The sequence below is a fragment of the Leptolyngbya sp. 7M genome, assembly GCF_018128485.1.
Genome location: NZ_CP070897.1, coordinates 5,093,316 through 5,118,532 on the forward strand (window position 1 = coordinate 5,093,316; position 25,217 = coordinate 5,118,532).

Annotated in this window: 29 protein-coding genes and 1 pseudogene; 14 read left to right on the top strand and 16 right to left on the bottom strand. The window is 49.1% G+C overall.

The genetic code is table 11. The features are described 5' to 3' along the window. The first annotated feature begins 868 nt into the window (after positions 1-868). The gene (locus tag JVX88_RS26495; RefSeq protein ID WP_263975261.1) at positions 869-1,147 is read left to right on the top strand and encodes a glycoside hydrolase family 15 protein; all 279 of its coding nucleotides are present in this window, start codon (positions 869-871) and stop codon (positions 1,145-1,147) included. Here JVX88_RS26495 and JVX88_RS26500 read toward each other — a convergent pair. From JVX88_RS26500 to JVX88_RS42335, 3 genes are all read right to left on the bottom strand, one after another. Beyond that, entirely contained in the window at positions 1,082-2,845 is a 1,764-nt protein-coding gene (locus JVX88_RS26500; RefSeq protein ID WP_211621593.1) for a WD40 repeat domain-containing protein, read from the bottom strand. The two genes, JVX88_RS26495 and JVX88_RS26500, sit on opposite strands and share 66 nt — an antisense overlap. 195 nt (positions 2,846-3,040) lie before the next feature. Then, positions 3,041-3,328, bottom strand: a complete 288-nt coding sequence (locus JVX88_RS26505) for a hypothetical protein (RefSeq protein ID WP_211621594.1) — start codon at positions 3,326-3,328, stop codon at positions 3,041-3,043. Between the two features lie 187 nt (positions 3,329-3,515). Continuing rightward, the gene (locus tag JVX88_RS42335; RefSeq protein ID WP_225931183.1) at positions 3,516-4,328 is read right to left on the bottom strand and encodes an acyltransferase; all 813 of its coding nucleotides are present in this window, start codon (positions 4,326-4,328) and stop codon (positions 3,516-3,518) included. Positions 4,329-4,493: 165 nt separating this feature from the next. Here JVX88_RS42335 and JVX88_RS26515 point away from each other — a divergent pair, with 165 nt between their 5' ends. Both JVX88_RS26515 and JVX88_RS26520 read left to right on the top strand, forming a co-directional pair. Beyond that, entirely contained in the window at positions 4,494-5,258 is a 765-nt protein-coding gene (locus tag JVX88_RS26515; RefSeq protein WP_317134451.1) for a methionine gamma-lyase family protein, read from the top strand. A gap of 361 nt (positions 5,259-5,619) precedes the next feature. Next, the gene (locus JVX88_RS26520; protein ID WP_211621595.1) at positions 5,620-6,276 is read left to right on the top strand and encodes a tetratricopeptide repeat protein; all 657 of its coding nucleotides are present in this window, start codon (positions 5,620-5,622) and stop codon (positions 6,274-6,276) included. Here JVX88_RS26520 and dnaX read toward each other — a convergent pair. Further along, a complete protein-coding gene (gene dnaX / locus JVX88_RS26525) occupies positions 6,234-6,947 on the bottom strand; it encodes a DNA polymerase III subunit gamma/tau (protein ID WP_317134452.1) in 714 nt (237 codons plus the stop codon). The two genes, JVX88_RS26520 and dnaX, sit on opposite strands and share 43 nt — an antisense overlap. 248 nt (positions 6,948-7,195) lie before the next feature. Between dnaX and psb29 the strand changes: the two genes are divergently transcribed. From psb29 to JVX88_RS26540, 3 genes are all read left to right on the top strand, one after another. Beyond that, the gene (psb29, locus tag JVX88_RS26530; RefSeq protein ID WP_211621596.1) at positions 7,196-7,948 is read left to right on the top strand and encodes a photosystem II biogenesis protein Psp29; all 753 of its coding nucleotides are present in this window, start codon (positions 7,196-7,198) and stop codon (positions 7,946-7,948) included. 82 nt (positions 7,949-8,030) lie between these two features. Beyond that, a complete protein-coding gene (locus JVX88_RS26535) occupies positions 8,031-9,704 on the top strand; it encodes a DUF3488 and DUF4129 domain-containing transglutaminase family protein (RefSeq protein ID WP_225931738.1) in 1,674 nt (557 codons plus the stop codon). Next, on the top strand, positions 9,694-10,224 hold the full coding sequence (locus JVX88_RS26540; protein ID WP_317134453.1) for a hypothetical protein: 531 nt from the start codon (positions 9,694-9,696) through the stop codon (positions 10,222-10,224). Before JVX88_RS26535 ends, JVX88_RS26540 begins: the two co-directional genes overlap by 11 nt. On the opposite strand, the gene dapF is transcribed toward JVX88_RS26540, so the two are convergent. Then, positions 10,221-11,051: a diaminopimelate epimerase gene (gene dapF, locus JVX88_RS26545; protein WP_211621598.1), complete on the bottom strand. Its 831-nt coding sequence runs from the start codon at positions 11,049-11,051 to the stop codon at positions 10,221-10,223. The genes JVX88_RS26540 and dapF overlap by 4 nt on opposite strands. A gap of 242 nt (positions 11,052-11,293) precedes the next feature. Here dapF and JVX88_RS26550 point away from each other — a divergent pair, with 242 nt between their 5' ends. After that, on the top strand, positions 11,294-11,521 hold the full coding sequence (locus JVX88_RS26550; protein ID WP_211621599.1) for an Hfq-like protein: 228 nt from the start codon (positions 11,294-11,296) through the stop codon (positions 11,519-11,521). A gap of 20 nt (positions 11,522-11,541) precedes the next feature. Here JVX88_RS26550 and JVX88_RS26555 read toward each other — a convergent pair whose 3' ends face one another. Beyond that, positions 11,542-11,916 (bottom strand): WGxxGxxG family protein, encoded by a 375-nt coding sequence (locus JVX88_RS26555; protein ID WP_211621600.1) that lies wholly within the window; start codon positions 11,914-11,916, stop codon positions 11,542-11,544. A 408-nt stretch (positions 11,917-12,324) separates the two neighbouring features. Beyond that, positions 12,325-13,107, bottom strand: a complete 783-nt coding sequence (locus tag JVX88_RS26560) for an ABC transporter ATP-binding protein (RefSeq protein WP_211621601.1) — start codon at positions 13,105-13,107, stop codon at positions 12,325-12,327. Positions 13,108-13,109: 2 nt separating this feature from the next. On the opposite strand from JVX88_RS26560, the gene JVX88_RS26565 reads away from it, so the two are divergent. After that, positions 13,110-13,832, top strand: coding sequence for an AzlC family ABC transporter permease (locus tag JVX88_RS26565; protein WP_211621602.1), 723 nt, complete (start codon positions 13,110-13,112; stop codon positions 13,830-13,832). 45 nt (positions 13,833-13,877) lie between these two features. Next, positions 13,878-14,192: an AzlD domain-containing protein gene (locus JVX88_RS26570; protein ID WP_211621603.1), complete on the top strand. Its 315-nt coding sequence runs from the start codon at positions 13,878-13,880 to the stop codon at positions 14,190-14,192. A 991-nt stretch (positions 14,193-15,183) separates the two neighbouring features. Here JVX88_RS26570 and JVX88_RS26575 read toward each other — a convergent pair. Both JVX88_RS26575 and JVX88_RS26580 read right to left on the bottom strand, forming a co-directional pair. Then, a complete protein-coding gene (locus JVX88_RS26575) occupies positions 15,184-15,681 on the bottom strand; it encodes a hypothetical protein (protein WP_211621604.1) in 498 nt (165 codons plus the stop codon). A gap of 2 nt (positions 15,682-15,683) precedes the next feature. Beyond that, a complete protein-coding gene (locus tag JVX88_RS26580; RefSeq protein WP_211621605.1) occupies positions 15,684-16,538 on the bottom strand; it encodes a hypothetical protein in 855 nt (284 codons plus the stop codon). A gap of 154 nt (positions 16,539-16,692) precedes the next feature. Here JVX88_RS26580 and JVX88_RS26585 point away from each other — a divergent pair, with 154 nt between their 5' ends. Next, the gene (locus JVX88_RS26585; RefSeq protein WP_036006081.1) at positions 16,693-16,917 is read left to right on the top strand and encodes a DUF2811 domain-containing protein; all 225 of its coding nucleotides are present in this window, start codon (positions 16,693-16,695) and stop codon (positions 16,915-16,917) included. Between the two features lie 328 nt (positions 16,918-17,245). Next, positions 17,246-17,839: a protoporphyrinogen oxidase HemJ gene (gene hemJ, locus JVX88_RS26590; protein ID WP_211621606.1), complete on the top strand. Its 594-nt coding sequence runs from the start codon at positions 17,246-17,248 to the stop codon at positions 17,837-17,839. Positions 17,840-17,854: 15 nt separating this feature from the next. Here the strand turns inward: hemJ and JVX88_RS26595 are convergent, their stop codons facing one another. Then, positions 17,855-18,211: an adenylate/guanylate cyclase domain-containing protein gene (locus JVX88_RS26595; RefSeq protein ID WP_211621607.1), complete on the bottom strand. Its 357-nt coding sequence runs from the start codon at positions 18,209-18,211 to the stop codon at positions 17,855-17,857. A gap of 803 nt (positions 18,212-19,014) precedes the next feature. Between JVX88_RS26595 and psb34 the strand changes: the two genes are divergently transcribed. Beyond that, positions 19,015-19,185, top strand: coding sequence for a photosystem II assembly protein Psb34 (gene psb34 / locus JVX88_RS26600; protein ID WP_106406771.1), 171 nt, complete (start codon positions 19,015-19,017; stop codon positions 19,183-19,185). 633 nt (positions 19,186-19,818) lie between these two features. Here psb34 and JVX88_RS26605 read toward each other — a convergent pair. From JVX88_RS26605 to JVX88_RS26615, 3 genes and pseudogenes are all read right to left on the bottom strand, one after another. Further along, positions 19,819-20,457, bottom strand: coding sequence for a hypothetical protein (locus JVX88_RS26605; protein WP_211621608.1), 639 nt, complete (start codon positions 20,455-20,457; stop codon positions 19,819-19,821). Further along, the gene (locus JVX88_RS26610; protein WP_211621609.1) at positions 20,454-21,455 is read right to left on the bottom strand and encodes a DNA/RNA non-specific endonuclease; all 1,002 of its coding nucleotides are present in this window, start codon (positions 21,453-21,455) and stop codon (positions 20,454-20,456) included. Before JVX88_RS26610 ends, JVX88_RS26605 begins: the two co-directional genes overlap by 4 nt. Before the next feature lie 179 nt (positions 21,456-21,634). Beyond that, positions 21,635-22,114: pseudogene (locus JVX88_RS26615) on the bottom strand (NAD(P)-binding domain-containing protein); the annotation flags it as partial. A 542-nt stretch (positions 22,115-22,656) separates the two neighbouring features. On the opposite strand from JVX88_RS26615, the gene JVX88_RS26620 reads away from it, so the two are divergent. Further along, positions 22,657-23,028: a hypothetical protein gene (locus tag JVX88_RS26620; RefSeq protein WP_211621611.1), complete on the top strand. Its 372-nt coding sequence runs from the start codon at positions 22,657-22,659 to the stop codon at positions 23,026-23,028. Positions 23,029-23,308: 280 nt separating this feature from the next. Here the strand turns inward: JVX88_RS26620 and JVX88_RS26625 are convergent, their stop codons facing one another. After that, a complete protein-coding gene (locus JVX88_RS26625; RefSeq protein ID WP_211621612.1) occupies positions 23,309-23,563 on the bottom strand; it encodes a hypothetical protein in 255 nt (84 codons plus the stop codon). Between the two features lie 330 nt (positions 23,564-23,893). On the opposite strand from JVX88_RS26625, the gene JVX88_RS26630 reads away from it, so the two are divergent. Further along, positions 23,894-24,190, top strand: a complete 297-nt coding sequence (locus tag JVX88_RS26630; RefSeq protein ID WP_263975262.1) for a VOC family protein — start codon at positions 23,894-23,896, stop codon at positions 24,188-24,190. A 54-nt stretch (positions 24,191-24,244) separates the two neighbouring features. Here JVX88_RS26630 and JVX88_RS26635 read toward each other — a convergent pair whose 3' ends face one another. Then, on the bottom strand, positions 24,245-24,688 hold the full coding sequence (locus tag JVX88_RS26635) for an SRPBCC family protein (protein ID WP_211621613.1): 444 nt from the start codon (positions 24,686-24,688) through the stop codon (positions 24,245-24,247). 171 nt (positions 24,689-24,859) lie between these two features. After that, positions 24,860-25,153, bottom strand: coding sequence for a hypothetical protein (locus tag JVX88_RS43330; RefSeq protein WP_211621614.1), 294 nt, complete (start codon positions 25,151-25,153; stop codon positions 24,860-24,862). Positions 25,154-25,217: the final 64 nt, after the last annotated feature.

Sequence of the window (25,217 nt, forward strand, 5' to 3'; positions counted from 1 at the left end):
CTGATAGCGCTGTTGTAGGAATTGCCCCCACATGGCTCTGGGAAACCGGTTTCGCTGAATTCTAGAAGCCGCTTTTTAAGATTTGGTTGATAGAGTTGTTAGCGGATTCATCAGCCTCAAGGGTTACCAAACTGGTAATAAAACTTGCATAAGGACTTCATCTATGATGACCATGTCTATTTTGACGGTCCGTGACCTCGATCAATAATGTACCGAATCAAGAACACTGAATTAGTGACGCTAAATCAATAGCATTGGATCGATCCACCAAAAATGCGCTAAATCAGCAATGCCCTATCGATACAACCACTTTTGAAAAATGGAATGTAAACGTGGAATATAGGAAAATCGGTCGCGAGCCAATTCAAACGAGTGGTTCTGTTCACTGCTTAATAACGGCTCTGTTGTAATTCCATCTGTTGTAATTCCATATCATTCACTAGGTGGTACGGATTGATCGGGTGACATTCAGTATGAGATTGTTCGTTTCTATACGGTATCGGTCTATCCGTAAATTTACGGTCAAGTTCCTATCGTTCTGATAAATTTTTCAAAAATTTCTTGGCTGCCCAATAGGAAAATTGCTTCACAACCGTGTTTAATCACACTGAGTCAACTCAAGAACTATGCAACTGTAAGATAGCGATTAACGTCGATTTTGCTTTAAGCAGGTTTACCTTGTTCTAAACGCTTAGACAAGGTTAGACAAAACTTTCTAGATCTGGGGCTTTAAGGCAGGGGCATCGCTCGATCCAGTGCAATTAGGCGATAATCTTAAGGAAACATTAAGAGGAATTGTTCGCTGGCCTTAATCCTGGTTGGCATTTAGCAATTAGTTCTTGAACTCTAGCTACTGGTTAAGCTTCCTATGTGTGCTACCGCTGCTCCTCACGTCAACAGCTCTCAGCGAGCTTGGCCTGCTGATGCTCCTTCTGATCAACTCGAGGCGTATTATCAAGAAGTTCAGGCAATTATTTTAGCTCGCCAAAACCCAATTACGGGCCTGCTGCCGGCCAGTACCGCAATTACAGCCCACGGTAACTATACCGATGCTTGGGTGCGGGATAACGTCTACAGCATATTAGCTGTTTGGGGATTGGCCTTGGCCTATCGCAAGCTGGATGAGAATCCGGGTCGGGCCTACTAGCGTCTTGCCATCGGGGCTAAAAGCGACTGACCGAATCCAGTGGGTATGTCCTTTCAAGGTATTCAGACACTGATAGGTACGCACATCCCACAGTTTGACTGTCAAGTCGCTACTGCCGCTGGCGAGGGTGTTGCCATCCGGGCTAAAGGTAACCGACCAAACCCAGTCGGTGTGTCCAGATAGAATTGCTAGACATTGCCCAGTCATGACTTGCCAGAGCCGAACTGTTCTGTCACTGCTGCCGCTGGCGAGTACTTGCCCATCCGGGCTAAAAGCCACTGAATGCACACCATCCCCATGCCCAGAGAAAATCTTCAGGCATTCCCCAGTGCCCATATGCCAGAGGCGAATCGTGCAGTCCTCACTGCCGCTGGCAAGCAGACGGCCATCGGGGCTAAAGGCCACCGACCAAACGCGGCTCTTATGCTCCGATAGCTCAATTAGGCACTGTTCGGTCGCCATATTCCAAATTCGAACTGTTTGATCCTCACTACCGCTGGCCAGGGTTTGCCCATCCGGACTAAAGGCCACCGATCGAATGCCGCGAGCATAGCCCTGTAGGGTTTTCAGCCGTTGTCCGTTCTTCACATCCCACAGTTTCACGGTTTGATCATCGCTACCGCTCGCCAGAAGCTGACCATCGGGACTGAATTTGACCGAGCGCACCCAGCTTGTATGCCCATGCAGAGTCTTCAGCAGTTCACCCGTTTCCACCTGCCAGAGCCGCACGGTTTGATCTTCACTGCCGCTGGCCAAAAACTGACCACTTGGACTAAAGACTACTGACCAAACCCAGCCGCGATGCCCTTTTAAGGTGCGCCAGCATTTCCCAGTCTCTAGAGACCAGAGGCAAATTGTATGGTCACTACTGCCGCTAGCGAGGGTTTGTCCATCAGGACTGAAAGCCACCGAACGCACGCCACGCAGATGCTGCTTCAGCACTCGTATACATTCTCCTTGCCCCACATCCCAGAGACAAATTGTGTGGTCACTGCTACCGCTGGCTAGAAGCTGCCCATTGGGACTAAAGGCTACTGAACGCACCCAACTGGTATGGTTTTCCAGAATTCGGTTACACTGCCCAGTCGCCACATTCCACAAGCGAATCGTTTTGTCTTCACTGCCGCTAGCGAGCGTTTGCCCATCAGGACTGAAGACTACCGATCGCACCCAGTCCTCGTGCCCTTGCCAGGTGGCGATCTGTTCGCCTGTGACTAAATTCCAAATGCGGATTTGATTATCAGTGTCGCCAGTGGCCAACCGTTTGCCATCTGGACTAAACGCCAGCGACAGAATGCTGCCCAACTTTTCGGCGAAAACCGATTGGGCTAGATCGGCTCGCGTAAAGTTGACGCGATGCAGCGCGATGTCTTTAAGATAGGCTTGTCGCACCGTCAGTCGAGAAAAATTGCAGTCCCTTAGGTCCAAACGCATTTGTCCCATGAGGTTCAGCAGATTGCCCGCCATATAACCCGGTTTGAGTGGAGCCTGCCGCTGTTCGGCCACCAACTGCAAAAGGCGCTGTTGAACGGCTATCTCGTTGGCGAAATTAGTGGCTAAGCGTTCAATCAAGGGCTTTAAAATCAGCCCAATTTGCCGCTCGCGGATGTAGTCTTTTGCCTCAGCCTTGATCAAGGCGTGACTGTTGAGTAGCTTGATTTTTCCAGAGCTGATTTCTTCATAAACACGCTCAACCAAGCGATTCGCGCAAGTGACGTTTGAAGATCTAGCCCAAATTCCCTGGATTGGTGAATTTCAGGAAGCACTTGGGCTGTCACAGCCTTGATTTGAACCACTGATCCACCTATTGCCTATTGGCCTACCAGCTGGTAATCATAGCCTTCTGCGAAATAATCGGTGTTGGGCAGGCCAGAAAATCAGGTGGAGTAGCCACTAATGGGCCGACATCATCATTGAGCCATTCGCGATTGAGTTATCAATCATTGAGTCATTGATCTGTGAATCGCTCAGCGTAGATTCATCCAGAATCGGTGCTGAACTATCCACCGGATAGATCGCGAATGTTGCTTTAGTGTAGTTATTTGCGTAGTATGCAACGGCTTCTTCAGCTTCTGACAGGGTCGGGTACACTGCTGCTAGAGAACGAAGCGGGGTTGTTGTCAGCCAGCCCTTCGAGTCGCCTACAAGCCAGTCTTGGTGATCTACACTGATGATGTACATTTTGATGCCCTCTTAATTGTGTTGAAGTCGATTGTGTTGAACTCAAAAATTTATGTCTGAATTGATGTTACAGACGCTGTTTTTTGCCCTAAGCTGTGTTTCGTCTAATTAGATTTCTATATTTTTTTAATCTCACACAGCCTTCATAAAAATTTCAATTTATATTCCCTATCGCTCTATTTAGTGATTAAGCCGAACGTCGAGCCAGCTGTTTACCTCGCTGAGAAATCACCATAGCAGGAATACCAACCGCAACCGAATAAGGCGGAATATCTTTGGTGACAACCGCCCCAGCCCCAATCACGCTACCCTGACCGATAGTGACTCCATCTAAGACCTTGACACCTGTTCCGAGCCAGCAGTCATCTTCGATCACAATGCCTTCGTTCGTAGTGCCTTGATCCTTAATCGGAGTCATTGGATCAACAAAAATGTGATTATTAGCATAGATGCCAGAATGGGCAGCAATCATGCAATTCTCACCCACTTTGATATGGCCTGGTCCAGCCATACAGACGTAGGGGCCAATATAACTCCCACGACCAATTTCAATACAGCCTCCGTGTGCTTTGATATCCACACCTCGGTCGATACCAACGTTCTCTTGCACAATTATCTTGCCATACTCAAGGTGGCAATACATCCGCACATTATCGAGAATATAGGTATCATCATCGATTTGTATCTGACCGCCCCGAACATCTGCATCGAGACAGATCATGCGCCCTAGAAATACATTGTTGCCAATCTCGATTTGTTGTGTTCCTCGGTAATCGCTGCCCCATTCCACGCTGACAGCCTTACCCATCCGAGCAAACAGCCGAGGATACAGCAGACGCCGCAGCAGAATACCTGGTTTTTTGGGCAGCCAGCCTGCCAATCCAGTAATTAGCTCCTGCTGCACCCGCGACCACAGGTTAGAACGAGTTTGCCGATGAATTTCAGGTGCGAATTGGGTCGAGACAGACGGAATAGTTACCATGTTTCTTGATCGTTTCACTGCAATAAATTTCAAATTCTGTAACTTCGGTAAACCAAAACTGGTCTCCTAAGCTTGCTGCACTGGCGTTGGTTTACCTTCGATTTGAGTTAAAACGGTATGAATCAGTCGAACCAAATCAAATGGTTTGTGAAGAAAAGCAGATGCACCCTGTTTGAGAGCCAAATGATGCGTATTCCGATCGGTTTCGGAGCTACACACAATAAAAGGAATGGCAGCGGTGATCGGGTCTTGTTTGTTTATCTAGTGAAACAGCAGAATCCCGATACGGTTTGCTTCGTTGATAACTGCTATGGCGAGTTCGTGGCCGATCAGGAACCTCCTGCGGTGGGAGCCGATCTGATCGCCGGTTCGCTGATCAAAAATCCGGGTGGCACGATTGTTGCAGCCGGTGGCTATGTCGCCGGACGGGCCGATTTGGTCGAAGCTGCCACCTGTCGGTTAACCGCTCCCGGAATTGGCAGTGCTGGCGGAGCCACGTTTGACCAAAATCGGCTGCTGTTTCAGGGATTGTTTCTAGCCCCGCAGATGGTGGGAGAAGCGATGAAAGGCAATCACCTGACGGCCTATGTGTTCGACCAATTGGGCTATCCGGTAAATCCGCTGCCGCTAGCACCACGTCGAGATGTGATTCAGGCGATTCGGCTTGGCTCTCCCGAAAAAGTGATTGCCTTTTGCCATGCGATTCAGCAGTATTCGCCGATCGGCTCTTACCTCAGCCCTGTTCCTGCCGAAATGCCAGGATACGAGAGCGAACTAGTGATGGCGGGTGGCACTTTTATTGATGGCAGTACGTCTGAATTTTCGGCAGATGGTCCACTGCGAGAACCCTACGTCGTGTTTTGTCAAGGCGGCACCCACTGGACTCATGTGGCGATCGCCCTAGAGGCTGCCATTGAAGCGATTGGGCCAGCAAGGCTAGGAGCGTGAAGCGAGCGTGAAGCCGTAACTTGTGGAAGCCGTAAAGCAAAGTGCCCCAATTCCAGCAAACCTTTAAAGATACGTTGAAGCCCTGTCTTTGCAACCGCTTTCTACCGCAATTCTCCAAACTTTGCGAGTAAGATTTCATTAAAGCGGCTGGGCCGGGTGGAAGCTGGGAACACTGGAAATGAATCAGCTCTGCTCCTACCAGTGCGCCGTTGTGATAGAAGCCAAATCTTGCTCCTCAGCGCGTTTGATATCCATCCCCAGCTTGAACTTCTTGCTTCGACGGGGACTTCCTGATCTTGCTGGCTTTTGGCCAGTGCATCCAATCCTGTATATGGGAATCGACTCCAGGCTCAAGCTGACTATGAGTCAAAATCAAGAATTAAGAACCTGGTACGACCAAGGCAACGCTTTGTTTAAACTAGGCCGCTACGAAGGGGCAGTTGCTCGATTTGACAAGCTTTTGGACCAGCAGCCAGATCACTACGAAGCTTGGGGCCAGCGCGGCTGTGCTCTCTACGAACTTGGCTCCCACGAAGAGGCGATTGTTAGTTTTGAGAAGGCGCTCCGAATCAAGCCCAAATTTACGCTGGCTTGGCACGGTAAGGGGATTGCGCTGGCCAAACTGGGTCGTTATGACGAAGCGATTGTTAGTTTTGCCAAAGCCCTTAAGTTTGACCCGGAAAATGCCAAAGTTTGGTACAACCAAGGCCACACCTATGCCTGTCTCTACCGCTACAAAGAAGCGATTGCCAGCTTTGACAAAGCGATCGAGTACAAACCCGACAACTATCGGGCCTGGTACAGTCGAGCCGTGTCGTTGGCGGCGCTGCGGCGCTACGAAGATGCCTTGACCAGCCTGGATACGGCCCTAGCCCTCAAACGGAGCTGCTACTACGCCTGGAACTATCGCGGCCTGGTTTTGACCAAGCTGGACCGGCATGATGAGGCGATTGTGAGCTTCGATAAGTCGTTGCGCTACAAAAACGATAATCCCAATGCCTGGTATGGCAAAGCCTGATCGAGCATACTTTGAGCGTCGCGCAGACCGCCTTGGGCGATTTGGGCCACGAGCTGGATTGCATCTGGGCTAATGTCGATCGCTTCTTTGTCGGCAATCCGACTCAGGTGGTGCACCATCGCCTCTAGCTCAATCCGGCGAAAATCGAAGCGCTGGCAACGAGAAATAATCGTGGGCAACACGCGCTGGGGGTCGGTGGTGGCTAACACGAATGCGACTCGCTCGGGTGGCTCTTCCAAGGTTTTCAGCAGCGCATTGAAGGCTTGGTTGCTTAACATGTGACATTCGTCGATGCAGTACACCTTGTAACGGCACTGCACTGGAGCGAACTGCGCCCGTTCAATCAACTCTCGAATGTTGTCTACGCCGGTATTGCTGGCGGCGTCGATTTCAATCACATCTAGGGCGGAACCGTTAGCAATCGAACGGCAAACTTCGCAGACACCGCAGGGTGTTTCTGTAGGAACGGCTGATTTGAGGCAGTTGAGTGACTTAGCCAAGATCCTGGCGCTTGATGTTTTGCCGGTACCGCGTGCTCCGGTGAACAAATAGGCCGGGGCAATCTTTTGCTGGCGCAGGGCATTGGTCAGTGTGGTGGCAATTGCTGCTTGTCCAACCAGTTCAGCAAAGGTTTGCGGACGGTACTTGTGGTGCAGGGGTTCGTAAGCCATAGCGGGTGCTGAAATTCTCTCCTCTAGGGTAAGCGAGGAATGCTCGAACAGACGTACCAGTTTGGAAATTTCTGATCGATGGCTCTGTTGGAAATTTCTGATCGATGGCTCTGGTCGATGGCTCTAAGGTATAGCTACGGCTGTTAACAAGCTGTATCAGAAACAAGCTGCACCGGAATCGACAGCTTCTGCCCCATCCCCGCCGTCCTGTGGGATAATGAAGATCACATTGTGTTTAGATTTAGCCAGTGAGTAGTAACGTCCGCACAGTTTCCGAAACCAAGAGAGCCTTTTACACGCTTCATACCCGCCCGATTAACTCGATCTATCGGCGGGTTGTTGATGAATTGATGGTAGAGATGCACCTGCTCTCGGTCAATGCGGATTATCGCTATGACCCGATTTATGGTCTAGGCGTGGTCACTGCCTTTGATCGGTTTATGCAGGGCTATCGACCTGAGGCTGATAAAACTTCGATTTTCAATGCCCTGTGTCAAGCGTTGCAGGATGATGCCCAAAAATATCGCCGCGATGCTGAGCAGTTGCAATCTGAAGCCGCTGCGATTTCGGCAGATGATTTTTTGTCGCAAGTCAAGCAGCTTAACGATGCGACCGCTAGGGTACTTTATGTAAAGCAGCCAATCGATGCGTCAAGCAGTGTGCTTTACGAGGTGCTGCGGGCAGTGGCAAATAATCCCAAGTTTAAGTACAGTCGCCTGTTTGCGATTGGCCTATACACGGTGCTGGAGCTAATGGACCCCAGTTTAGTCAAGGATGAATCCAAGCGTAACCAAGCTCTGCAAACTCTGAGCGAGGTGCTGAACCTCTCCGGCGACAAGATGCAAAAAGATCTGGAGCTGTATCGCAGCAATCTGGATAAAATTGCCCAAGCTCAGATTGTTTTGGACGATATCCTCAAGGCCGATCGCAAAAAGAAAGAAGAGCGAGCCAAGGCTAAAGACACCGTAACGACACCGTCGGATTCTCAAGAGTCGAGCTGAGTGTTGTCTTGAACTGATTGATCTGCCTCAGTCTCTTACTAATTTCGCGATCGCAGAACGCAGCCGGCACCACAAAGGTCCGATCGGCGACCGGCCCCACTCCAAACTTTATAGCAAGAGCCTTCCGGCAATGGCTCTTTCGCTTCTCATTCTTATCACGTTTGTCGCGACTCCGTTGTTCTTTCTGCTTCCGCGCGTGGGCGGTGCAGGTGTCGGCTCATCCCTCGGCGGCGTTGCAACTTATTCAGGATTCTCAGATTCTGTACGTCTTGGCGGGATCGGACGGATCCAGCAGAACGATGAAGTTGTGATGAGGGTCCGGGTTGAGGACCGTGAGAAGCTCCGCGGACCGATCCGCTGGCGGGGTGTTGCCCTGGACACATTCGATAATCAAACTTGGAAACGGTCTCGTGCCGGCTCTCGCGAAAGCGTTACTAAGAACGATCGCGATCTTTTTGTTCTCGACCTCGCTGACACCCGCGAAAGTCTTATCATTCAAACGGTTTACCTCGAGCCGATCGATACGCAGGCCCTATTTGCGATCAACCGTGCGGTGGCAGTGCAGTCAAATTATCCGGTAATTTTTCGTGACCTCCATGATTCGCTTACTTTTCCGCGTTCCGGTGAAAGAACTTCGTATCGTGTTCTCTCTGATGTAAATCTGCCTTCAGAACGGGACCTCCGTCGTGATCGAGCTCCTTATCCGCCGAGTTTTCAAAACTATTTACAGCTTCCCAACGGGCTGGATCCGAGGATCGGCGAATTGGCATCGCGATTGACCGAGACCACGGAAAATCGGTTTGACGCAGCGAGATCGATCGAATTTCATCTCCAGAATGATTACGGTTACACGCTTGAGCAGCGTGCCGGCGGCGATCAGCCTCTCGCCGATTTTCTCTTCAATGTGCGTGAAGGGCATTGCGAATATTTTGCGACGGCGATGGTCATAATGCTCCGTACACAGGGGATCGCCGCCCGCGTTGTTAATGGATTTCAACAGGGGGAGTATAACGAGACTGCAGATGTTTACACGGTCCGCCAACGTGAGGCTCATTCGTGGGTAGAAGTGTATTTTCCGGGACAAAATACCTGGGTAGAATTCGACCCTACACCCGCTGCGGCACAAACCTTCGGCACCGGCACAGCGGGTTTTTATGATCGCATCAACAAGTATCTCGAAGCTCTTGAAATGATCTGGATACAATATTTCGTGGCATTTGATACGCAGGAGCAACGCTCGATGCTCACGTCGATCCGCCGCAGTATATCAGAATACAATGAACGGACGACGCCTTGGATCGAGACAGTTCGGGAGGTAGTATCCGCGTGGTGGTCAGAACTCCGCGGAGACTCCGGATTTGCTTCAAGCATCATCGCCGCGGCGATAGGACTTTCTGTGATCTTTGTCGTGACAGCTCTCTATCTGATCGCAAAGCGCATTACGAAATGGCTCGGGCTCAGGGAATTATGGAAACGCATCTTTAAGACGAACGACTTTTTAGATCAGAGCCCAACGGTAGATTTCTATCTTCGTATGGAGAACGCTCTTAGAAAACACGGCCTCGTAAGAAAAAGTTCGCAAACACCGCTGGAGTTCGCATATACACTCAAAATTCCCGAGGCGGTATTTGTAACCGAAAAATATAATCTGGTGCGGTTCGGAAATTCGAAGATCTCTTCTAACGAGCGGATGGCTCTCGAAGATGCGATCGAAAGACTCGAATCGTATGACGGAGCTATGATAAGTGCTGCATGAGAAATTTGGCATTGCCGAAGGTTTGATGACTACGGTTCATGCTATGACCGCAACCCAACCCACTGTAGACGGACCCAGCAAAAAAGATTGGCGCGGCGGACGGGGCGCATCCCAAAACATTATTCCTTCTTCCACTGGCGCAGCTAAGGCTGTAGCGCTTGTGCTACCGGAACTAAAAGGCAAACTGACTGGCATGGCCTTCCGTGTTGGTACACCGGATGTGTCCGTGGTCGATTTAACCTTCAAAACGGAAAAATCAACCAGTTACAGCGACATCTGTGCTGCCATGAAGGAAGCCGCCGAAGGCGAACTAGCCGGCATTCTCGGCTACACCGAAGATGAGGTAGTCTCGATGGACTTCCGCACCGATTCCCGCTCCAGCATTTTTGATGCCAAAGCCGGGATCGAGCTAAATTCCAACTTCTTCAAAGTCGTATCCTGGTACGACAACGAATGGGGCTACTCCTGCCGTGTCATCGACCTGATTCTGGCAATGGCCGGCAAAGAAGGACTACTTTAGACCTTGCCACTAAACACTCTGGTTGCTGGTCCAGTCATATAAAGCCGCTGGTCATCTGCCCATTCGATTTCTAAGCAGCCGCCCGGAAGTTCAATGGTGGCACGTCGGTCAGATTTACTGTTTAGAACACCGGCAACTAGAGAGGCACAGGCTCCGGTACCACAGGCCAACGTGATGCCAGCTCCCCGTTCCCAAACCCGCATTTTCAGATAGTTTGGTTTCACGACCTCGATAAATTCGGTGTTGATACGCTGAGGAAAGGCTGAATCATGTTCAAACTGAGGCCCGATTTCTTCTAGCGGGATCGCGGCCACATCCTCGACGAAGGTGATGCAGTGGGGATTGCCCATACTGACACAGGTAACCTGCCAAATTCGCCCTGCTACTTGCAGCGGGACATCGACCACTTTTGCATCAGCTGCCGTCAGCGTGGTGGGAATTTCAGCCGCCAATAGGCGAGGTACACCCATGTCTACCGTGACCTGTCCATCTGAATTGAGTTTTGGGGTAATTACCCCCGCTAAGGTGTGAATGCGGTAGGTAGCTTCAGATTGATTGTCTAGATCGGCAATGAATTTGGCGAGACAGCGAATGCCATTACCGCACATTTCCGGTTCAGACCCATCGGAGTTAAAAATCCGCATTGTGTAGTCTGTGCCATCCTGACCCGGTAATGCAAAAATCACCCCATCCGCTCCGATTCCAAAATGGCGATCGCACCAAGCAACAGCTTGTTCGGGTGTTAGGCAAGGTTCTGGGGAATGTCGGTTATCAATCAGAATAAAATCGTTGCCCAAACCGTGATATTTGACAAACTCAATCGCCATGCTGTGCTCCATTTTGGAATTCGATCAAATAATGAAAGATAGGAGATTCAATTACCCTGCGCAATTTTCTGACTCTACCTGGGATTTCTATAAGATGTAAAGCCACAATCATCCTACTTTAAGACAGATCAGCCCCTAGGTTGGTTATTCAATTCAGTAACAGATCCATAAGAGATCCGTAAGATCGATCCACATTGTTCTTCCTCTATAAACTCGATTACTTTTTCTAACCTGAAGGACCTATGCCTGAACTAGAAACTGGATTACCCAACGTGCGCCAAGTTCAATCCCTGATCCGTGAAGGCGTTGAAGTCGAACTAAAGCTGGTCACTAACGACTTACTGACCGGAGCACCGATCGGGGTTTTAAGTAAGTTGCACATCGCGTTTCATAGCAACCGTAAAGAAACAGTAAAGACCAGAGTAGCAAAAGCTTTTCTCTGGTCTTGTCCCCTGTTATCGAACTGTTGATTATCAGTGGAGCGTAACGTTTAGCGCCGGTAGTCTGGGCGAGTTGTGGAAGCAGGGTCTACATCGGCTGGGTCACGGTAGCGAACACGCTCTTCTGGTTTACGGGCCAAGCCTGCTAGGCCAAGCAAACCAAGGAGTCCCAGTAGTCCCCAGTCAAATCCATCGTTGTCATCTTCCACAGTTGTGGTCGTGGTGTCTGGAGTGGTGGTAGTACCCGTTGCCCCCGGAACCGTGGTGGTAGTTCCGGTTGTACCTGTCGTGCCGGTGGTGCCAGTAGTGTCTGGAGCAGTTCCGGTTCCGGTTTGAGCAGAACCAGAGAGGGCTAGAGGTGCTGTGAGGAGGCTCATCGCGATGGCACTGATCCAGAATGGCTTAGCAAGCTTAGATATTTTCATGAGGAAGTTCTCCTTGCTTCTACAGAGTAGAGATGATTTCTTACTGGTTAGTTGAGTACTCGTTTTTTGAGCACTTGCTGCTCATCTTTTGGGTCTAAGAGATGAGCAATAGGTTGAAAAACGGACAGGAGGAATGGGTTATTTTAGCTGCCAACTTTAGTCGTCTAAACTTTAGTCGTCAAAAAGATAGCCCGGTTATTAAGGATGACTCAGTTGATTGAGTTGGTTGATTGGTTCTTGCTCAGAAGCTGGTGAACTTTAGCCGATGCAGCAATCCAATGGAATCGCGATTCTGCTTTTAGTTTGCGCTAGAAAATCCGGTTTCATATCTAACTTTGGATTTATCTACGCTAACGGTCAGAGCTATACCTTACTTTTGGTATAGCTACCATTAACTAAAGCTGTATTCTAGGCTAAAAAGTTTTGAGCTGGATATGGAGCGATTGCCCTGCTTTGAGCAACAAAGGCAACTGCTTCAATTCCTACAGCATTCACAAATTGATTGTGAACAGGGGGTGTGGGGGCAACGCCCCCACGCAGGGGTGGAACCCCTGCACCCCGTTCAGATCCGATCAAGGATTGCTGTAGTTGGTTGTGAGACAGTAAAGGTAATGGAGAACTTGTCTCTGCCCCCCGTCCCAATTGCCAGGTTTGCGCTGCTGTATGCGCCTGCCACTGCTCCCGATAAAGTGAGCATGTTTCCAGTAATTCAGTATGGGATCCTTGAGCCATCACCTGTCCCTGAGCGATCACCAGAATCTGATCGGCTTCAGTGATAGTTGATAAGCGATGGGCGATCACCACTAGCGTTTTATTGCCCCGTGTTAATAGCCCTGCTAGTGCTTCTTGCACCAACGCTTCATTCTCTGGATCGACATAGGCTGTGGCTTCGTCTAATACAATAATTGGTGCATCTTTCAGCACAGCACGAGCGATTGACAAGCGCTGGCGTTGGCCTCCACTCAGTCGGATGCCGTTCTCACCAATCGGGGTGTGATAGCCCTGCGGCAAGGCGGTAATAAACTCATCACAGCGGGCAATGCGGGCAGCCGCCATCACTTCTGCTTCGCTAGCGTCCGGTTTGCCAATGCGAATATTTTCTAGGATTGTATCGTTAAACAAAAACACATCTTGAAAAACAAACGATACAGTATCCATTAATTGTTCAACCGGAATTTCTTGAATGTTCACGCATGGAACTTAGTCAGCGTCAGTTTTCCAGGAGAACGGCCCAGTCGGAGTTTTGGGCAGGATGTCGGGCAATTATCCCGCTGGTCGTGGGAGCGATTCCCTTCGGAATTATTTTTGGCACGTTAGCGGCCAGCAGCGGCCTCTCCCATGCTGGAGCAATGGCGATGTCTGCTTTTGTATTTGCTGGCTCCTCCCAATTTATTGCCTTAGGACTGTTGAGTGCCGGTACCGCCCTTCCGCTGATTATTTTGACCACGTTTGTCGTGAATTTACGCCATTTGCTCTACGCTGTGAGCCTAGTGCCCTATGTGCGCGATTTACCCCAAGTTTGGAAACTACCGATCGGCTTCTGGCTGACTGACGAAGCGTTTGCAGTGGCGATTGCCCGCTATTATCAACCAGATCCGTCTCCCTATAAACATTGGTTTTATCTGGGAGCGGCTTTTTTCATGTATGCGAACTGGCAACTTTGTACCTGGGTAGGGCTGACAGTTGGTCAATGGATTCCCAATGCAGCTGCCTGGGGTTTAGATTTTGCCATGTCTGTTACGTTCATTGGCATGATCATTCCCTATTTAGTTAACCATTCAATGATCGCCGCTGTTCTAGTAGCTGGACTTGTTTCTCTTTTAGCTCATGGATTGCCACACCAGCTTGGTCTCATGGTCGCCACCATTGCCGGAATTGCTACTGGCGCGCTAGTCGAGCAAATCAAAAAAGCTTGATTATTCTCCTTCCCCATTTTCTCATCCCCCATTCCCCTCACTTCTATGAATGAATTTCTCCTAATCACCGGCATGGCCATTGTCACCGTTTTGATTCGCTATCCGGTTTTGGCCATGAGTGGACGGCTTCAGCTAGCACCTTGGTTTTTGCAGCTGTTGCGCTTTGTGCCGCCCACAGTTCTAACGGCTATTGTAGTTCCTGCTGTTTTGATGCCAAACGACCAGCTCTGGCTTGATTTCACGAACGCTCGCTTGATCGGAGCTATAGCGGCTGTGGGAATTGGAGTGTGGCGCAAGAATCTGCTGCTGACAATCGTGATTGGCATGCTGGTGTTTCTCATCTGGCAATGGTTGATTTGAGCCACTATCCCCCTTTCCCGCACCAGCCAATATCACCCTCGCGGGTACTGGGCATCTTTTCAAGCAAGTGCCTAAATGGGTTTGTGAGGTAGCACTGCTCGACTGGCGCTGGGACTGCTTTCAGTAACGATTCAGCAACTATCGAGTAGGGCAACTGATCAGACGGTATGCTGATACTGAGTGGTCAACTACTGAGTGATCAACCGTGAGGTATAGCGTACAGTTTTGGACAGGATTGCTGGTGTGGAGTTTAATTGGGTTCAAGTCAATTCGTTCAAGTTAAGTACCTCGGCATAATTAAAAACCAGATTCAAAACCCTGCGCCGCCCGCTGCGCGGGCGGCGCAGGGTTTTGGGTTTTATGTTTAATTATGCTCACCTACTTAATTCAACTCATTTAATCAACCTGAATTTCTTCACTCGGTTGGTCACTCGATTGGTTCAACGTGGTATCAACTTCAATCACAGCAATCCTATCGCTTGATTTTCAACTGCTATTAAATCAAGAGGCAATTGGTAAGCCATGGTGAATAATCTGAATTCTATGACAGCTCAGCCTGAAATGACGGGGCGCTATCTGGTGCTATTTCGTGAAGGTGCAGTGAATGAAGGAATGCAAACGCTGCAGGAAGAAGTGTAAGGGTGGCTCGGTTGAGGAAGTTGTCGGGTTGAGCTGAGCATACCTAGCGCCTAACTCAATCAGCGCACTCACCAATCGAGGATCAGGGGTCTCCTCAGGTTCTAGGTTTTGTCCAACCGTCTGCACCAACTTTGTGGCAAACTTCAGCCATTGCAGCCGCGCTTCGGGTGTATCCAGTCCTGCAAACAGCTCACTAAGTTTTCCAGTCGCCTGATGCATAGCAATGGACTCAGCCTGTGTAGACTGTCTGCCACAGGGTGGCCAGAAATGCCTTGGTTCCGTCCAAGGCAGTCCCATTTCCATCAAGCAGATCTCCACGTATTCATGAGCTTTTCTGTTGCGTTTAAATTTTCTACTTATTAAGTTCTACGAATGGAGGTTTCTCAGCATAATCATGCCAATTTCTCATCTGAAAACCACCACCTGCTACGTCTATCCATCCATGTTCTGTTCTAAATGTCCCGCCTTGTTCAAATAGAACTAGTAAAGGTTCATATGGATCGGGTAAGGCAAATTGTTTGACTTGAGGCATATTATCAATAACAGCCCAATGAAGTGCCTGTTCACAGACCCGTTTTTCTGTTGCATTTACAGGGAACTGATTAAGATAGTCAAGCAATGCTTTAACTAGGTCCGAATCTGCTCGAATTGTAGGGTCAACGGAAGCAGCTATATCAGAGAAAGGACGAATAGGGTGAGAAGGAGCAAGTACCTTGGCCCAAAGAGCTGAGCGTCGCAAATACTCTGCCATTAGATCGATATAAAAATCTGAATCTGTGCAAGTCTTACGTCGCCAATCAATTGCTAGAATTCGATGATACATAGACATAGTGGTTGTATAATTTGTCATTTCTACTCTCCCATAAAGATTCGATATGTTTCGCTGACAATGTGGTCAAGGTTTGAAAGATCATCAGCTAGTGTTAAATCTCCTGACGAGCGATTAAGCCGTGTTTCCCATACAGTGAAAGGTGGTCTTTCAATATAAGCATATGGAGCAAGGTCATGTGCCCCGAAATGCTCAGGTGTCGGAAGATTTAGTCCAGTACGATTGTTGTATACGTCTGGATGGGACGAACGAAAAGGCAGTCCCATCTCCATCAATCTACTTTCCACATACTCATGGGCTAGAATTCGCTTAAAGCGTTCAGATTCTAAAGCTTGTAGATTGTTACTCATGGCTTTCATCCATAAATCAGCTATGTCTGAGTCTGGAGCAAAAAATGCTCTTTGTGTTAGATTAGGACCTATCGGTATTTCATGTTCAGTTAGGAAGAGGTTCTGTCTAGCCCTGGCGACTACATTTTCCGGAACACCAATAGCTTGAGTAATTCTTGAAACATCGTCAGTTGCTGCAACAATACGTCCATACGCAACCATATCCGCAGCTAGAATGTTCTCTGGTATCTCGGCATATGTTCTTGACAGTACTTCTAAAATTCCAAGACCTTCTTCTAAGGGCGAATTAGCTAAACTCTCCATCCAGAAGCGTGGGCTATTGCCTTCACTAACTACCTTGAAACGTTGTGCTAGTGCCTCAACTGCATCTGAACCAAATTCTAAGATTGCTCCCATTGCATCAGGATACTGAGACAACGCAGTGGCTACATCGGCATTTTGAGCAAGCTGTTCTGCGACTTGATTAACTTGCTGCCACCTCGTTCCGATGTTCTCTAACCACAGCGAGACCGAAAACAAGGCTCCCAAACAGGCTTCTACGAGCTTTGGGGCAATTGTTTGAGTTCGAGTTACGATGGCGCTACTTTTCGCTACAATGCAGCATTCCTAAACTGGCTGCCTGCGAAATCCAGTAGGTAGATTCACCTGTTTTAGCAATTCCCTAACCGAGGTAGAGGTCCCTATGTACACAACGGTCAGCATCCTGGCAGAAATCCCTGAAGAGCTGCATGAGTCTTTGCAGAGCTACCTGGAAACGCATCCAGACTGGGATCAAGACCGGGTGTTTTCAGCTGCCTTATCTTTGTTTCTGCTGCAAAACGGCAGTAGCAGCACACCAGATGCCTCTCGTAGTTACCGGCGAGCAGCACGGGTTTATCTAGATACCTTGTTTAAGCACGCGGTTTGAGCATGACGTGCAACTGGGGCAACTCCAGCTTTCCAAGCTCTGTTCATTTCCTTGAGCTATTGATTAGCTTGTTCCGTTTAGTTCGTCCTCAAGCCTAACTACAGTTTTTAGGAGTGTCCGCCTTAGGGGTGTCCGCCATCGATTGCTAGCAGTTCAAACAGAGCGTCAACTCTGATCGCACCATCCCAACATGCATCAAATCTTTACAGCTTCAGGTGGTTCGCGAAAATGCTCTCAACCAACTCGGTAAAATAGCGGATGGCGTCTCAAGCGTTCACTGCGCTTGGCGTAATTCTTTAATAAACCTGGACTGTAGAGGACATTATCCATGACATATCTCTGGTTCAAAGCCTTTCATATCGTTGGCATTGTGGCCTGGTTTGCAGGCATGTTCTATTTACCACGGCTGTTTGTTTACCATGCTGAAGCCAACGAGCAGCCAGAAGCCGTGCGGACGGTTTTGCAGCAGCAGTATCAGATTATGGAAAAGCGCCTCTACCGCATCATCATGACACCCGCTTTGGTACTAACCGTGGCGATGGCAATTGGCATGGTGGTAGTGGCTCCAGACCTACTCAAAGAAACCTGGCTGCATGTCAAGCTGGCGCTGGTGCTGGTTTTGATTGGCTACCATCACATTTGTGCTCGTTTAATGAAAGAAATGGCAGCGGGCAAGTTTCGCTTTACAGGGCAACAGTTCCGTTGGTTCAATGAGTTCCCGACGGTGCTGTTTGTGATTGTGGTGCTGCTGGCTGTATTTAAGAATAATTTCCCGACTTCAGCTGCGAGTTGGGCGGTAGTTGGCATGATTGTGGCGATGGCGGCCATTATTCAGCTCTATGCGCGTAAGCGTCGGTTGGCGCAGGAACAGGCGGCCCAAGCACTGGATCCCGAATCAACCACGGTGGCTAAAGCTGGGTAATCCGCTTGCTTAAATTCAAGCATTTTCAACAGCGACTGGCCCTAGCGTCGGCATGTTAATTGACTGCACCGCAAAGGTCAGGACAGTTTCATCGACGCCCTTGAGCTTCAGGGGACTGAATTTGGTGATCGAAACACTGTCGTCCAGGTAGTCTGCCACGGCTGCCGAAACCAGAATTGCATTGGGTTCTGCGGCTTCTTGTAGACGAGCGGCAATGTTTACGCTGGGACCAATGGCAGTGTAGTCAGACCGCTCCCGACTACCAAACATGCCCACTACGGCTGTACCTTGATGGATACCGCAGCGAAACTGGACGCGACTGATGCCTTGGGCTTGCCAGCGTTCGTTGAGGGCGTCAAGAGCGCGCTGCATTTGGTGAGCAGTGGCAATAGCACACCTTGCAGCGGATCACTCATGAGTTGGCGCGCTTGAGCCAACCATTTATCAACCGGCCAAGTTACCTGTTCCTGCGCCAAGGGCGCACCATATGGAACCCGCTCGGTGCGCACCAAATATTGGTTGTTCCCAACCGGAGTTACAGAGAGATCAAACTCCTGAGTCACTGCGCTAGCGCTCCCCTCATACTTTCCTAACTATGCCGAACGGTTTCAATCGTTTTTCGATTCAATCGTTGCTACAGGACATTTAGACTCACCTGCTTTATTGTTGCCTGTCTACTCTTGTCTGGTCTACTTTTGTCCGGTCTACTCTTACCTGGTCTACCGTGCCTGCTCAGCACCGCAACATTTTTTACTTTCCTCAGATTTATCCGGACAGAACCGCCAGCAGCCAGAACAGTGAATTGGTAGATGCACCCTGATTCAACTTCCCCCATCTCCTTTGCCGAGGTTGGGGGTTCCTTGTTTAAAGGCGCTCTTGCAGTGTGGTCTAAACCCCTAAGGTAACAGCAATGCAAACTCGATGTCAGATCAGTGATAGGTCAGATTGGTGATAGATAAGATGCGTAGATGCTTAGCCGATTGAAGATAAACAAAACAATTGAAAAATATGGTCAAGTTACAGTAGAACACGCATGAGCACTCTAGAATCCGCAAAAATCTGCAACCTTCAACCAGCATTTTTACGTGAGGATTTTCCCTAAAGTCACAATCAGTGACAAGATTGTAATTGTCTGTTACAGTCAATAAAATATTTTTGCAAGGATTGTCAGAGTTATGCCATACACGACTGAAGAGGGCGGTCGCCTCAATAATTTTGCCGTAGAGCCAAAGGTTTACCAGGCTGAACCTCCAACCAAAAGGCAACAGATCCAATATGTGATTTTGGGTACTGCTGGACTTATTTTAGTCGTTGGATTAATTTTTGTGGCGGTTGCAGTTTCATAAAACCCGATTGCTAAGCAATTACTCTATCAGACTTGCTTGATCAGAAATGAGCGAGTTGCTCTAATCAAAGCAGGTGACTGCATAAATACTTTCACAAATAAATATTTTGGAAAGACCAGGATTGCCTCAGCGCGCCTGGTCTTTTTAGTGCTTTATCAGGTTATTCAGAGTACCTGTGACGATAAATACCTACATGCATGTTTCGCTGAACCCAGCTCAGGACAATTCTTCAGTAACAGAGACAAATCCAATTGATGTCTTGCTATAGGAGTAGTTTTGCTTGATAGCACGGGTAAATTTGCAGGGAAATCTGTCTTCGAAAATCAAGATTGCAGTTCGTCTTATCCTGACTCTGGATCAGAAGCATTGAAATAAGCAGGTATACCTGAACGGAGTAAACCTACCGTCTGGCACAACCCTTTCGATGTTGACTTAGAGTGCAGCAGACCTATGAGAAAACTGCGGTATTTTTAGGTTGCATTTAATACAGCCTATCTCAGTAGAAGTAGCGACTCTCGTGTTGACGCTATTTCTGAATTTAGCCCTAAAACTTGGCATTTCATGGCAAATCTGGGAGTTTCGTCAGTTCCGTAACAGCTCACTCGTTAAGTTGAACAGTTTCTAAACCGTTGGTCAGTTTATGGTGCTTTGTTCCTTCCAGGTTGATTCCTCTTCTGCTTCTAGCGGTAGTTCCGTGACCGAGAATCCATTTCGCAACATTCTAGGATTAAACCAACAGACGTATGAACCAATGACCCGCATCCCTTCATACTTTTCAAGCTGGTCAAAGGTATTTGGCCGCATATCTTCGGCTGTGATCACGACAGGCTTTGGCAACGCGTTGCCTTTTGAGAGAACGCTGAAGATATCACGCCCGGGCGTAAAAACAAGATTCGTTATCGTCAGACCATAGTTATCGGCTTGCGGACGAAATTCTTCCACGCGCCCGGCGACCAGAACCATATTTCCCGGCACGGCCTCCGCGGGCGGGTCTGTTCGTGTAAAAACATAGATGCCTTCGGAGGTCATAGGATCTTTATCTGTGCGCGCATCCGGCGTCTGAACGAAAAACCCATTGCGGGTCCGGGCCGTTACGATACCCGAAATACGCACGATCTGTCTTTCATAAGGCGAAAGATTCGTCTTCCCCTGAACGGTGGAAATAGGCATTTCGCGCTGAGCAAAAACGCTCGCCTGTGCGGCAATTACGAACACAAATAGTAAAGAGGTGTGGAGCAATGACGTAGTGGTCCGTTTTGCAAAAAGTTTCATTCTCTATCTCTGCGGCGTTCTATTATCTCTTGAGTGCCTTTCGGGATCTTTGAGAAAAAGTCGTATCCGGTCAGGATCTCGACGGCATCTACCGTAACGCGGAAATTTCGCCACGGCGTACTCTGATTAAGCGGCGGCTGATTTGGGACGATTATGCCGAATGCGCGCGTGCCCTTATTTACTCGGCTAAGGTCATTGGTTCCATTCGGCAAGATAAGAACGACCTTCCAGGTAACCAGCGGGATCACGATCCGGCCCTGCGCGATGGTTCCGGCATTACCGTGTACGCCACTTATCACATAGATCTCGTTGCCCTGATTTGCAAGCGTGCGCGTATAGCTTTCGAACTGCTCCCACGGCCCCTGATTATTTGCAGGAAGCTGCGGCACCATATTCGTCATCAGGAACGTTGCTGAATTGTCCGGTATCGATCGCGTCCTATCGCCCGAAGGACACATATGCCCGCGGTCATAGCCTGAACCCGTATAATCCGCACTTTCGACACGATACCACCCAACCGGCAGAGCGGTATCGGGCCGAAAATCATCCTGCCGCGGAGCATCGCCCAGCCAGGTGGTATCAACGCGCCACGCGACCCAATTCGGGGTCGCCTTACTGCGGTTGTACGAAAGCGAATACTGCGGCTTCAGCATCAAATAGTTATTCTCGTTAGCGATGTCAGCGGTCGCATTGCTCGGATTTCCGAACAAAAGCGGATCGTCGTCCGGCAAGGGTGCATTTATCGTCAGGACCTGGTTCAGGTTGACGGTCCTGCCCTGCGCATCAGAGACTGTTGCCGTTACATTGCGAAAACCTCCGGTAATATCGCCCGGAATAACGGCCAGATATGAATAAATATTGTCTCCGGGGGTTTGATCTCCGTTCGTGCCGTCGTCGAAAAATTGCTGATTAGCGGAACCGCCGATATCCGTCAGGTTTCCGACCACCGCAATGCCTGTACTTGGCGGCGTGGTTGCCGGGATCACAGTAATCGTCAAACGGGTATTCCCGCCCGGTGAGACAACGTTCGGGCTTGCCTGTATGCCTGCTTGCAGCGTCCCGCCTAAGTTGCACGGATTCGTAGGTGCCGACGAATTGCGCGGAGCCGGGGCAACTATAGAAAAATCTGTAAGGTTGTTGTCGGTATCAAGGCAGCCTTCGTTCCCGCGCTTTATCGTGCAATTTTGGTGACGATGGGTTCAATTTCCCTGTAGGCCGCCTCGGTCCCCCCTGGCATCAAGCTGGGACCATTTAGTGCTCCTTCTTCGCCACCACTGACGCCCATGCCAATAAACCGGAGGTTCTGCGCTTCCATATCTTTGACGCGCCGCTCGGTATCGGTATAGAGCGAGTTGCCACCATCAATGATCATGTCGCCCTCTTCCAACAGAGGTTTGAGTTGATCCATGACTGCATCAACGGGGGCACCCGCTTTCACCATAATCAGGATTCGACGCGGACGTTCTAGTGATCGCACAAACTCTTCAAGCGAAAAAGTAGGTTTGATGTTTTTCCCTTGCGCTCGTTCTTCAATAAATTTCTTCGTGGTTGCAGCGGTGCGATTGTAAACCGAGATCGGGAACCCATTGCGCTCGACATTTAGCGCTAAGTTTTCCCCCATCACTGCCAGACCGATCAGACCAAAACTTTGTGCCATAACGACTCCGCTTTTCTCCGCATACTCTGGACAAGGTTCCGAACCCAAAAGGATTCTTGATTGGGGTCTATACCTGGGTAGCTTACATAGCTGTTATCAGGTTCGCACCTACCAGAGTAGACAATTGTTCCAGGGATCCCCCTGAGTAAAAGATTTTCTTTATCCTCAAGAGCGAAAACCATTGATAAATGGGCAAAAGTGGTTAGCTGCTATACCAAACCGAGCAGAGGGTAGCCTGAGATGTAACGGGGCGGGAATCTCCTACTTGTAGTTTGAATGAAACGCATGTGAAGCACAAAGGTATCGAACTTAACGAAATTAGGGTCACTCACTTCAGCATCTAAGCAATTTGTCGGCAAGAGGTTTCGTCGGCACCCATGTCATTTCCTGCTTTCAAAGTTCGATTCGAACTGAGATGAAGCGGCAGCAAATCGATTCTTGTAACCTTTCTTCATATAAAAGCAAATACTCACAATTGGAGACTCATTACTTAGCATTCAGACGTATCCTAGAGGACAAGCCGTTTGAAGAGCCATTTTTAAATGTTTGATATCCACCCTTTGTTTGAATTTTCCCGCAGCCACTGTATTGCCATTTGCGCCGCATTGGTGCCTGCGAATCTGCTCGCCACCTCGCAAACTATGCTGCTTGTAGGGTTCCGTCGGCCTGCCTCGCAAGTACATCTGATGGCTGCGGTTGCTAGCGTGTATGCTCTGGCGCTACTGCTGCATGTGTTTAGCTGGTTTGCGATTGGCGTGGTGATGGCCCCCACCTTCATCCTGACGTTTCTGGGCAGTCTTTGCTTAGTTATCAATTTTTGTGCAGTTTTATACCGAATACGGCTGGGAGATTTCGTACAGCACCTCCGCTATCCAGCTTCAGTCTCTTCAGTCGGTTCTACCTTGCTGCGGTGACTAGCACTGAGGGCGGATTGTTGGAGCAAATTGTTAGAGCAAACAGGTGAGTAGGCAGTTCAACGAAGCCGGTAGAATTGTGGCTAAACCTTCGTTTGCAGACAGTTTCGGTTCATTGCTCGATTCAACTTGTTCAGTTCAACTTGCTTAGTTCAACTGGGCTGCAACATAAAAGCCCCACAACTGGGTTGCAGGGCAGGGACAGTTAAACGCTTACCTCAAGTGTGTTCAACCCAACCTGTAAGAGCGACAAGAGGTGTGACGATTTTTGCGGTGTCCCCTAAAACGGTCTGCTGTGAGGGCTTCCAATCGCAGCATTGACGGAGGCTCCGGGTATGGGTACGGGCAGATTTGGCAAATAGGGCGTGTAGGAGCCGGTGATGCTGTTAAACGCGTCATACATTGCTAAATGCACAATTGCCAGAGCGCGAGCGGTGCGGGTGGGTCCACCTTGCTCTAAGGGGGCGGGTGATCCAGTATGGTCGCGGGCAACGGCTTCTAGGGCGACATCATTCCAGTAAAGAATTGCATCCATTCCTGTCTTCTCCTGTAGGTAACGATTTGGAACTCAATGCCACCATTCTGGAAAACCGCTCCAGCTTCGACATTACCCCTGTGGGTACTCTCGCTCACCCGCATAACTCATAGTCGTAATGAGTATGAATCTCTATGGTCAAATCAACTGATTTTGACTAGAGTTTTGATAGAAAAAACTTTAGAAAGTTCGGCTTCAGTGAGTTGGGTTCCACGCTATGGCAATTTTGGAGGACTTATGAATTTCCAACGATTTGAGCACATCAACCTTTCCTGTCGTGATATCAACGCGACGCGGCAGTTTTACCAAACTCTATTCCCCGATTGATATGTGCGAGCCGAAGGTGCAGGGTGGCTCCACGTGGGCAATGACCGGTTTTATCTCTCCCTTATGCAGGAGGCAAGCCAAACGCCCAGAAACCACCAGTCTTACTACAGCATTGGCATCAACCATGTTGGCTTTGTGGTTCAAGACGGTGAAGCGATGCAGGCCACGCTCGATAAACATGGCATTGAATACAGCTTGATGGATGATGCTCCAGAAACTCGATTCCGGGCCTACCTATACGACCCGGACGGGAACGAGTTGGAGCTGATCGAGTACCAGAGCAGCTATGCACTGAAATAGGTGAAGTTCTGGTGTGACAGCCTCTGAAGCAATGGTTGACATCTGACCCCAACCTCAGGGTTGATTCGTTTTTACCGCCAGATCGCGGAATCGCTGCAAGTCGGCATTAAGCGTAGACTCTACAATCCGGCCCAGAAATAGATTGTCCATCAGCTTGCCTAAAATGCCTGGGATTGCATAAGCAACCGTCATCTTCACAATGCTGTGGTCGCCTCGGTCGTAGAAGCGAATTGCGCCCCGGTTGGGTAAACCATCGACTGATTCCCATTGAATGATTTGATGGGTGACTACTCGAGTAACCCGCGATAACCAGCTAAATTCAAACCCACCGGATGCCAACTTCCACCGCGATAAATTTGGATCGTTCTCAACCACTTTCACTGACTCGATCCACTTCATCCATTTCGGCATTTGTTCTAAATCCGACCAAAGATCCCAAACAACGTTGATGGGGGTTTCAACTTCAATTTGTACAGTGTGTTCAAGCCAGTCGGACATGAGGATTAGGGGTATGAAGAACAGATAGCAGGTCGTTTTGCTGAAGGCAACTTGAGCAGATTACTCTATTTGAGCGCTCTCTTTATTGTGAGTGATGTATCGAGTTTTTCAACCGTTGCGATTTTCGTCCTTCTGTGTTCGATAGACAGCGGTTGAATCAAGGGTTAAGACCTAGGCAGCCTTGGTTGCAATGCCTCTATAAAGGTAACCAGCGAGTTTGGGCAATCCCTCTCCATAGAATTCTTCTATAGTTACTGTGGAGAACTGATTCTCAACCAGTTGACGGATGTTGCGGTTGAAGTGGCAGCCGTCTGCGATGATTTTCTGCAGCGGCGTCAGGCGATTAACGACTCCACTATTGACGAAAATTTGTCCGGCTGCATTTCGGCTGACTTCGATCGTATTGTCTAAGTTATCTCCGATGATGCTGAGGATGCCTGCGCTAAAGCTTGCAGAAACTGCCATAAAATCTGTTTCCTAATTCGTATTAAGTGGGAATAAAAGTGTCGTTGGGACGCAGTAAATCTGG